2 protein-coding genes are annotated in these 2,554 nt (G+C 61.6%); both read right to left on the bottom strand.

The annotated features are described in order from the left end of the window. Positions 1–138: 138 nt before the first annotated feature. Positions 139–885: a peptidoglycan-binding protein gene (locus tag QZY48_RS17950; RefSeq protein ID WP_295433604.1), complete on the bottom strand. Its 747-nt coding sequence runs from the start codon at positions 883–885 to the stop codon at positions 139–141. A gap of 85 nt (positions 886–970) precedes the next feature. After that, entirely contained in the window at positions 971–2,428 is a 1,458-nt protein-coding gene (locus QZY48_RS17945) for an O-antigen ligase family protein (RefSeq protein WP_295433601.1), read from the bottom strand. Between the last annotated feature and the right edge of the window lie 126 nt (positions 2,429–2,554).

Here is a 2,554-nt window from a genome sequence, read left to right as displayed (position 1 = left end):
GTGGCCTCGTCGCGGCTGAAGCCGCTCCCACAGCGTCGCTGCGCGACCTTCACGGTGGATAAAATGCTGAAGAAGCTTGGCGAGCTTGGCGGCTTGGCGTGAGAACCGCTCTTTCCAGATTACCCGACGCCGCGGGGACTAAAGGTACTTTTTCGCCAGACCGGCGATGTGGTCCGCCTGATCCAGGCCGTTGATACAGCGCCGCGCATTGATGAAATCGGTCTCGTGGGCATTGATGTAACGGGCGAGGTCGCGGCCGGTAAAGCTCCCGGTCTTGAAGCCGTGCACCAGGACGAACAGCGAGGTCTGCGGGTCCAAGGCCAAATCCGGCTGTTTGACCAGGCCTTTAGTCAGGAGGGTGCCGTATTTCCTGTAATTGGTTTCATGGGTCAGTTGGACGTAGCCGCGGCCGTAATAAGGGTAATAGCGCAGATGCGCCTTGCGCCAGGTCTCGGCATTTTTGATATAGTATGCCTCCCGCACCGGCTTGAAGGTATTGTTGGTCTCATGTTCAACCGTCGCGAGCACATAGGCGATCTGGGTCCGCAAGCCGATACCCTGGGCCTGACAGGCGCCCCTGATCGCTGCGATGGTGCCGGCCCGAGTGGTCAAGTCCCAGGCGTCGCTCGTCCGGACCTGATCGAGGAGCTGCTGCAGCGTTTTGATCGCATCGGCATCGATCAGCGCGGGCTCCGCCATCTGATGATCGGCCTTGAACTCGGCCCACGCATGGCGTGTTTTCGGGCCGAACTCACCATCGATATCCCCGGCCGGGAGACCGAGTGAATTGAGTGCGAGTTGCAGTTCAGTCAATTGACCGCGGGTGAGATCGCTGATCGGTTGCGAGTGGCCGGCGGCGATCCGGGACAGGTTTTCGAGTTTCATGGACAGGTTTCACCGTTGCGTTGCTGAGTGAACCGCTCCTAGGTCCATACTAATCACTGTCTCGGCGCGCGCTCTTGCCGGCGCGTTACCGCTTGGCACGGCCCGCCTTGAGCCGCTCCCGGAGCCGCTCCAGGCGACTGGGTTTCTGCGGCGCCGCCGGCACCGCCTTGCCGTCCTGCGCGCCATAACTGTCCTCCAGGAACTGGGCGATGGAGATCACGAAGGCGGCGGCGATATAGATGGGCCAGGTAAAGCCCATGGTCAGGAAGGAACCCGAGACCGCGGTGCCCACCAGACCCATCAGTGCCCCCTGGGTCGCCACGCTTACCGCCGGCGAGATGGTGCCGGCGTGACGGTCCACGGTCTTCATATTCCTGATGCCGGAGCGGATCAGGCCGACGAAAAGGGTAATGAAGAAGATGAACCCGATATAGCCGCTCTCGGCCAGGACGCCGAACCAGGTACTGTGCACGGCATGATTGAGGCCGTCCCACTTCGGCGTAAAGGCATAATAGTTGCTGTAATAGCAGTGCAGGCCGACGCCGAAGATGGGATAGGCGGTGGCCATGCCGATGGCCGCCTCCCAGGCGTGCAGACGCTGCTCCGAGGAGGTATCGAGACCGCCGTCCGAGGACTGGGCGGTCTTGCGGCTCCCCACCCCGGCGGCCACGTACAGCACCATGGCCGCCAGCCCCCCGCCGCCGATGAACAGGAGCTTGTTCTTGACATAGCGCCACCCGTAGAGCCCGAACACGGACATCACCCCCAGCAGGGCCCCGCGGCTCTGGGTCGCGAGGATCGCCCACATCAGCATCAAGATCCCGAGCAGCCCCAGCACCCGGTTGAAGAACCCGGTCCGCGGGGTGAGCACGAACGCCACCGCAAAGCTCAAGGGGAACTGGAGTACGGAGGACAGGTCGTTGGGGTCGCCGAGGGAGGAGTCGATCTCGCGGCCGATGGTCACACGCGTCTCCTCCACCAGCCCGATGCCGTTGAGCTTGTTGAAGATCGCGACATAGGCAATGGCGACACCGGAGATCACGATCATACGGACGCCGAGCAGGAAGTCCTTTTCCTCACGCAGCAGCCAGGCGACGATAAAGAGCATCAGCACGATCTTGGAATAGACCTGGGTATAGTAGTTCTGGGCCTCCGGGACATTGGTTGCCAGCGGCACGCCGACGGTGATGAGAACAATGAAGATCGTCAGTGTGGTGAACTCGAAGCGCCAATAGGGCTTGATGGTCTCGGCGATGAAAATGTTCCAGAAAAGAACGCTGATGGCCGCCAGCGACAGCAGCTTGGGGATCTTGAGCTGATAGAGCAGCGGAAAGGCCTCGTGCAGCCGGAAGAAGGAGAAGCACACAAACAGCAGCACCACCAGCACCGGGGCGCGGAAGACGCCGATGACCGCGAGCGGGACGATGGCGATGACAAAGGCCACCGCCGGGTTCGGCAGCCCCCGCCAGGCCAGCCAGACCAACAGACAGGCCGCCACGGCAATGATGATCTGGCGCCACTTGGTGTCGGTCGGGATACGCATGGACTGCTCAGGCTAGGACGACAGGAATTGCTTTCACCGCCATGGTGGTTGTCGTTGTCGTTGTCGTTGTCGTTGTCGTTGTCGTTGTCGTTGTCGTTGTCGAGATCGTAATCGGAGAAGCGATGC

It is taken from the genome of uncultured Thiodictyon sp. (genome assembly GCF_903828115.1).
In the GTDB taxonomy this organism is placed as follows: Bacteria; Pseudomonadota; Gammaproteobacteria; order Chromatiales; family Chromatiaceae; genus Thiodictyon.
This window is presented reverse-complemented; position numbering and strand designations above follow the sequence as displayed.